We start from the raw sequence: 6,771 nt of genomic DNA on the forward strand, positions 1-6,771 counted from the left end.
TCACAACATCGATAAATCCAGCACATCACGCATATCATAAAGGCCAGATTTCTTATCTTTTAGCCATGCAGCAGCCTTAACGGCCCCATTGGCGAAGGTCATGCGGCTGGAAGCCTTGTGCGTAATCTCTACGCGCTCGCCGATATCCGCAAACATCGCGGTGTGCTCACCGACAATATCGCCCGCGCGCACGGTGGCAAAGCCGATGGTTTGCGCCTTGCGCTCGCCGGTATGGCCTTCGCGCGCGTAAACCGCGTGCTCATCCAGCTTCCAGTGCATGGCGTCGGCAATCGCCTCTCCCATCGCCAGCGCCGTGCCAGATGGCGCATCCACTTTATGGCGGTGATGCGCTTCCACAATCTCAATATCCGCATAGTCGCCCATCACTTTTGCCGCCTGCTGTAACAGGTTAAGCACCAGATTGACGCCTACGCTGAAGTTCGCGGCAAACACGATGCCAATCTCTTCAGCCGCTTCACGGATGGCTGCCTTACCGGCTTCATCAAAACCGGTGGTGCCAATCACCATCGCTTTTTGATGCTGACGGCAGAACGCCAGATATTCCAGCGTGCCTTCCGGACGGGTGAAATCGATCAGCACATCGAAATCATTCACCACCTGCCGCAGATCGTCGGTCACCCGTACGCCGGTTTTGCCGATTCCCGCCAGTTCACCGGCATCCGCCCCCAGCAGCGAGGAACCGCTGCGCGCCAGCGCCGCGCCTAACACCACGCCTTCCGCCTGCTGTGCGGCCTGAATCAGATTGCGTCCCATGCGACCCGGCGCACCAACAATAGCAATGCGGATTTCACTCATATTTATTCATTCCTGATACAAAACTATGCATGCAAAGCGTAAACAGGTTAACGGTCAGATAACAGTCACGCCACAATAATAACGGGATAATAAGAATTTTAGGCCAGCCGCGATAGATTATCAGTAAAAGCAATCCCGCCCGCTGGAAGTCACGGCTGAGGTGATAAAGGATAAAGAAAAGGCCGAACATTGTCGGCCTGTTTCTGTCAGCAAATTGAAGTGCTTACTGCACGTTGCGTACGTCGACGCGCAGCTCTTTCGGCACTTCAAACACGATATTCTCTTCACGGCCAATCAGCTCAATCGCCGCTTCGCCGCCCAGCTCACGCAGGCGCTGAATCACCTGCTGCACCAGAATATCCGGAGCCGAAGCGCCGGCGGTAACGCCGATACACTGCACGCCTTTGACCCACTCTTCCTGAATATCATCCGCAGAATCAATCAGCTTCGCCAGCTTGCCGGCACGCTGCGCCAGCTCCGCCAGACGATTCGAGTTGGAGGAGTTTTTCGAGCCGACCACCAGAACCACCTCCGCATCCTGCGCCAGCACGCGCACCGCTTCCTGGCGGTTGGTGGTGGCGTAGCAGATATCATCCTTACGCGGTCCAATGATTGCCGGGAAACGCTGACGCAGCGCATCGATCACGTCCGAGGTATCATCCACCGACAGCGTGGTCTGCGTCATAAAGCACAGGTTGTTTTCATCTTTTACCTGCAGCTTAAACACATCCTCTGGCGACTCCACCAGATACATGCCGCCGTTCGGATTGCTGTACTGACCCATGGTGCCTTCCACTTCCGGATGGCCGGCGTGGCCGATGAGGATCGCTTCCACGCCTTTACGGCTGGCACGCGCCACTTCCATATGCACCTTGGTCACCAGCGGACAGGTGGCGTCAAACAGCATGGTGAGGCTGCGCGCTTTCGCTTCGGCCCGCACGGCCTGGGAAACGCCGTGTGCCGAGAAAATCAGGATGGCGTTGTCCGGTACTTCACTGATCTCTTCAATGAAGATCGCACCGCGCTCGCGCAGACTGCTGACCACGTAGCGGTTATGCACCACTTCATGGCGCACGTAAATTGGCGCGCCATACATCTCCAGCGCCCGCTCGACAATGCTGATAGCGCGGTCGACGCCTGCACAGAAACCGCGTGGGTTAGCTAACAGGATTTGCATCGCTGGCCTCCAGCACCGGATCGATCTCCAGCACTTCAATCTCAAATTTAATGCGCTGACCCGCCAGCGGATGGTTGAAATCGACGGTAATCGAGTCACCGGAAATTTCACGAATCACGCCCGGCATCTCGCTGCCGCCCATGCCGCTGAACAGCATGATGGCACCGACTTCCGGCTCGCCCGCGTCGATGAAATCACGGCGCGAGAAGTACTGGATCAGATCCGGGCTGGCAGCGCCAAAGGCGTCTTCCGGCTCCAGCGTAAAGGCGTGCTGATCGCCCACTTTACGCCCGACCAGCTCCTGCTCCAGCGCCGCCGACAGGCTGCCATCTCCCAGACGGAACAGCGCAGGCTTGCCGTTGGCGCGCGTGGATTCAGCCGTCGAGCCATCCTCCAGCTTCAGTGTAAAATGCACCAGCAGCGCGCTGTCGCGCTGAACGATGTCTGTCATCTGTTACCCTTATTTATTCGTGACCTGTTTGCCTTTCGGGCTGAGAAAGCCTTCCAGCACCACCAGCGCCGCACCGATGCAGATACCGCAGTCGGCAATGTTAAAGGTGGCGAAGTGCCAGTCACCGACATAGAAGTCGATAAAGTCGACCACAAAGCCGTGCCAGGCACGATCAAACAGGTTACCCAGCGCCCCGCCGATAATCAGCGCGTAGGCAATGTTGGTTAATTTATTGCTGGCGCGATTGCGATACATCATCACCAGCAGCGACACCACAATGGCGATGGCGATACCGGCAAAGAACCAGCGCTGCCAGCCGCCTTTGTCTGCCAGGAAGCTGAACGCCGCGCCATAGTTGTGCGCGTAGAACAGATTCAGGAACGGCATCAGCGGCTGGGTTTCATGCAGCATCATGTTGTTCATGACCCACTGCTTGCTGGCAAAATCGACCACGATCACCACCAGCACCAGCCATACCCAGCGCAGTCCGGTTGAGCACAGTTTACTCATCAGGCAAATTTCCGCACTTCACCGTTTCCGGCTACGTTGGTGTAGCAACGTCCACACACCGCAGCATGCTCCGGATTCTGGCCGACGTCAGTAGTGTAATGCCAGCAGCGCGGGCATTTCTCGCCTTCTGCTTTATGCAGCGCGATTTTCAGACCTTTTAACAGTTCGCTCTGCTGCGCTTCGTCGCTGGCCGTCACGTAATCCGCCACGGTCGCGCCCGAAGTCAGCAGCACGAAACGCAGCTCATCGCCCAGCGCCTGCAGCTTCGCCGCCAGTTCCGGATCCGCGTACAGCGTGACGGTGGCTTCGAGTGCGCCGCCGATGCGTTTGTCGCTGCGCGCTTGCTCAATCACCTTGTTCACTTCACCGCGCACTTTCAGCAGTTCTGCCCAGTAAGCATCATTCAGCGCTTCATCCTGCGCCAGACCAAACAGGCCCTGATACCACTCTTCGGTGAACACGTACTGTGGACGCTCGCCAGGCAGATAGCCCCAGATCTCATCCGCGGTGAACGACATGATCGGCGCCATCCAGCGCACCAGCGCTTCAGCGATATGCCACAGCGCGGTCTGGCAGCTGCGACGCGCCAGGCTGTCGCCCTTCGCGGTGTACTGACGATCTTTGATCACGTCGAGATAGAACGAGCCCATCTCGATGGAGCAGAAGTGCATCAGACGCTGCACCACTTCGTGGAAATCGTAGTTCTCGTACGACTGCACGATGTCCTGCTGTGCCGCCAGCGCACGGCCTACGGCCCAGCGATCCACTACCACCATCTCTTCCGGGCTGACGCAGTCGGTCGCCGGGTTGAAGCCTGCAAGGTTCGCCAGCAGGAAGCGCGCGGTGTTACGGATACGGCGATAGCTGTCGGCGGCCCGTTTCAGGATTTCGTCGGATACTGCCATCTCACCGGAGTAGTCGGTTGAGGCCACCCACAGACGCAGAATATCCGCGCCCAGCTTGTCCATCACATCCTGCGGTGCCACGGTATTGCCGATTGATTTCGACATTTTGCGGCCCTGACCGTCGACGGTGAAGCCGTGGGTCAGTACCTGGCGGTAAGGCGCTTTGCCCTTCATCGCCGTGGAGATCATCAGCGAGGACATGAACCAGCCGCGATGCTGATCCGAGCCTTCCAGATACATATCCGGTGCGTGCCCGTCAAATTCCGGACGCGCATCCACCACCGAGAAGCTGGTCGATCCGGAGTCAAACCAGACGTCGAGGGTATCCGGCACTTTGACGTAGTGATCGGCGTCATCGCCCATCAGATCGCGCGGATCGAGATCCCACCACGCCTGAATACCGTCCTGCTCGACGCGCTGCGCCACTTTCTCCATCAGCTCCAGCGTATCCGGGTGCAGCTGCTCGCTCTCTTTATGGACGAACAGCGCCATCGGCACGCCCCAGGTGCGCTGACGCGAGATGCACCAGTCCGGACGGTTAGCGACCATCGCTTCGATACGCGCCTGGCCCCAGTCCGGGATCCACTGCACACCCTTGATCTCTTTCAGCGACTGCGCACGCAGACCTTTCTGATCCATGCTGATAAACCACTGCGGCGTAGCACGGAAGATGATTGGCGTTTTATGACGCCAGCAGTGCGGATAGCTGTGCAGCAGTTTTTCCACGTGCAGCAGCGCACCTTTCTCCTGCAGCAGCGCAACGATCATGTCGTTGGCTTTAAATACGTTAACGCCATCCAGGGTTGGATAGGTGCCCGGCAGATACGCGCCGTCCGGCCCGACCGGGTTAGCGGTTTCGATGCCGTACTTCTGGCCGATCACATAGTCATCCGGACCGTGGCCTGGCGCGGTGTGCACCGCACCGGTACCGGCGTCCAGCGTGACGTGCTCGCCCAGCACCACTTTCGACTGGATCTGCTCAAGGAACGGATGCTGGAACAGCTGCAGCTCCAGCGCGGCGCCTTTGCACTCGCCCAGCACCTGCCACTCACTGATGCCTGCGCGTTTCAACACCGATTCCACCAGATCTTTCGCGAGGATCAGGCTGCGGCCGGCAATCTGCACCAGCTGGTAGTCGAATTCCGGATGCAGCGAGATGGCGCGGTTTGCCGGCATGGTCCACGGCGTGGTGGTCCAGATAACCAGTGAAACCGGGCCTTCTGACGTTGCAACGCCAAACTTCGCGCGTACCGCATCGGCATCCAGCGCGTTAAACATCACGTCGATAGAAGGTGAAGTTTTGTCGTAATACTCCACTTCCGCTTCCGCCAGCGCGGAACGGCAGTCCATGCACCAGTGCACCGGCTTGGCGCCTTTGTGCAGATGACCATTACCGATGATCTTGCCCAGCGCGCGAATGATGTTGGCTTCGGTCTGGAAATTCATGGTCAGATAAGGACGATCCCAGTCGCCGAGCACGCCAAGGCGGATGAAGTCCTTCTTCTGGCCTTCAACCTGCTCCGCCGCGTAGTTGCGGCAGGCTGCGCGGAATTCAGCTGCGCTGACTTTCTCGCCCGGCTTGCCAATCATCTGCTCAACTTTGTGCTCAATCGGTAAGCCGTGGCAGTCCCAGCCGGGAACATACGGCGAGTCAAAGCCCGCCATGCCTTTCGACTTAACGATAATATCTTTCAGAATCTTGTTAACTGAGTGACCAATATGAATGCTGCCGTTCGCATACGGAGGGCCATCATGCAGGATAAAGGTTTTTTTCCCTTTTTTGGCTGCGCGGATGATGCCGTACAGGTTGTCATCATACCAACGTTGCAGCATTCCCGGTTCGCGTTTGGCCAGATCGCCACGCATCGGGAACCCCGTTTCCGGCAAATTCAGGGTAGATTTATAGTCACTCATCAGATTCTCGGTTCCGTATTTCGGTCATTAAGCCGGTGCGTTAAGCCCAAAGAATTGGCGGGCCGTCACCACATCTTTCGCAATTTGTTCTTTCAGCGCGTCCAGCGAAGCGAAACGCTGTTCGTCGCGAATCTTCTGCTTCAGCACCACCTCAATGTGGCGCCCATAAAGATTCATATGTGTGTCGAGCAGGTGAACTTCAAGCTGCTGACGCAGACCTTTTACCGTCGGGCGCGTACCAATGTTTGCCACGCCGGGAATCGGCTGCTCGCCCAGCCCCAGCACTTCAACCGCAAAGACACCTTTTACCGGCGTCACGGTGCGACGAAGCGGGAGATTGGCGGTCGGGAAACCAATGGTGCGTCCCAGTGCATCACCGTGCACCACGCGGCCAGAAATACTGAACGGATGACCGAGCAGCTGCTGCGCCTGAGCAAAATCGTCCTGCGCCAGCGCCTGACGTACCGCCGTACTGCTGATACGTTTGCCGCCATCACAATAGGTCTGGGTGCTGATGACCTCAAAGCCATACTCCGCACCGGCTTTCTGTAATAACAGGAAATCCCCCTGGCGACCAGCGCCAAAGCGGAAATCATCCCCCACTGCGAGGAATTTCACATTGAGCTTGTCGACCAGCAGTTCGCTGATAAAGCTTTGTGCTGAGTGTGCCGCAAAACGGCGATCGAAGCGCACGCACACCACGGCGTCAACGCCTGCCAGTGCGAGGTACTTGAGCTTTTCACGCAGACGCGTCAGGCGCGCCGGCGCTTTGTCGCCGGCAAACAGCTCCAGCGGCTGTGGCTCAAACAGCATCACCACCACCGGCAGGTTGCGTTTACGTCCTTCGGCAATTAACTCCGCCATCAGCGCCTGGTGGCCGCGATGCACGCCGTCAAAATTACCAATGGTCAGGACGCAGCCGCGATGCTGCTCTTTCAGATTGTAAATACCGCGGATAAACTTCATGGCTGACTCAAACCGGTGGAAATCGGCGGATT

General features: G+C 57.8%; 6 protein-coding genes. All 6 read right to left on the reverse strand.

Going from position 1 to position 6,771, the window contains the following annotated elements; all coding sequences use genetic code 11:
• The 6 genes from dapB to ribF all read right to left on the reverse strand — a co-directional run bounded on the left by dapB (window position 1) and on the right by ribF (window position 6,739).
• Window positions 1-816 carry a 4-hydroxy-tetrahydrodipicolinate reductase gene (gene dapB / locus QMM04_RS19870; RefSeq protein ID WP_021507594.1) on the reverse strand — a complete coding sequence of 272 codons (816 nt, stop codon included), beginning with the start codon at window positions 814-816 and terminating at the stop codon, window positions 1-3.
• A gap of 223 nt (window positions 817-1,039) precedes the next feature.
• Window positions 1,040-1,993 carry a 4-hydroxy-3-methylbut-2-enyl diphosphate reductase gene (ispH, locus tag QMM04_RS19875; RefSeq protein WP_021507596.1) on the reverse strand — a complete coding sequence of 318 codons (954 nt, stop codon included), beginning with the start codon at window positions 1,991-1,993 and terminating at the stop codon, window positions 1,040-1,042.
• Window positions 1,974-2,444 (reverse strand): FKBP-type peptidyl-prolyl cis-trans isomerase, encoded by a 471-nt coding sequence (gene fkpB, locus QMM04_RS19880; RefSeq protein WP_021507597.1) that lies wholly within the window; start codon window positions 2,442-2,444, stop codon window positions 1,974-1,976. Before fkpB ends, ispH begins: the two co-directional genes overlap by 20 nt.
• Before the next feature lie 9 nt (window positions 2,445-2,453).
• Complete coding sequence (lspA, locus tag QMM04_RS19885; protein ID WP_021507598.1) at window positions 2,454-2,954, reverse strand: signal peptidase II; 501 nt, start codon at window positions 2,952-2,954, stop codon at window positions 2,454-2,456.
• Window positions 2,954-5,773, reverse strand: coding sequence for an isoleucine--tRNA ligase (gene ileS / locus QMM04_RS19890; protein WP_031279711.1), 2,820 nt, complete (start codon window positions 5,771-5,773; stop codon window positions 2,954-2,956). The genes lspA and ileS overlap by 1 nt, the downstream gene beginning before the upstream one ends.
• 27 nt (window positions 5,774-5,800) lie before the next feature.
• Window positions 5,801-6,739 (reverse strand): bifunctional riboflavin kinase/FAD synthetase, encoded by a 939-nt coding sequence (gene ribF / locus QMM04_RS19895; RefSeq protein ID WP_282996837.1) that lies wholly within the window; start codon window positions 6,737-6,739, stop codon window positions 5,801-5,803.
• Window positions 6,740-6,771 lie beyond the last annotated feature (32 nt).

Source organism: Pantoea sp. Pa-EAmG (assembly GCF_030024295.1).
GTDB lineage: Bacteria > Pseudomonadota > Gammaproteobacteria > Enterobacterales > Enterobacteriaceae > Pantoea > Pantoea dispersa.

What these genes read in the sequence shown, in the direction of transcription:
- ribF (WP_282996837.1), bottom strand. Translation starts at nt 6,739, where the DNA reads ATGAAGTTTATCCGCGGTATTTACAATCTGAAAGAGCAGCATCGCGGC.
- lspA (WP_021507598.1), bottom strand. Translation starts at nt 2,954, where the DNA reads ATGAGTAAACTGTGCTCAACCGGACTGCGCTGGGTATGGCTGGTGCTG.
- fkpB (WP_021507597.1), bottom strand. Translation starts at nt 2,444, where the DNA reads ATGACAGACATCGTTCAGCGCGACAGCGCGCTGCTGGTGCATTTTACA.
- dapB (WP_021507594.1), bottom strand. Translation starts at nt 816, where the DNA reads ATGAGTGAAATCCGCATTGCTATTGTTGGTGCGCCGGGTCGCATGGGA.
- ispH (WP_021507596.1), bottom strand. Translation starts at nt 1,993, where the DNA reads ATGCAAATCCTGTTAGCTAACCCACGCGGTTTCTGTGCAGGCGTCGAC.
- ileS (WP_031279711.1), bottom strand. Translation starts at nt 5,773, where the DNA reads ATGAGTGACTATAAATCTACCCTGAATTTGCCGGAAACGGGGTTCCCG.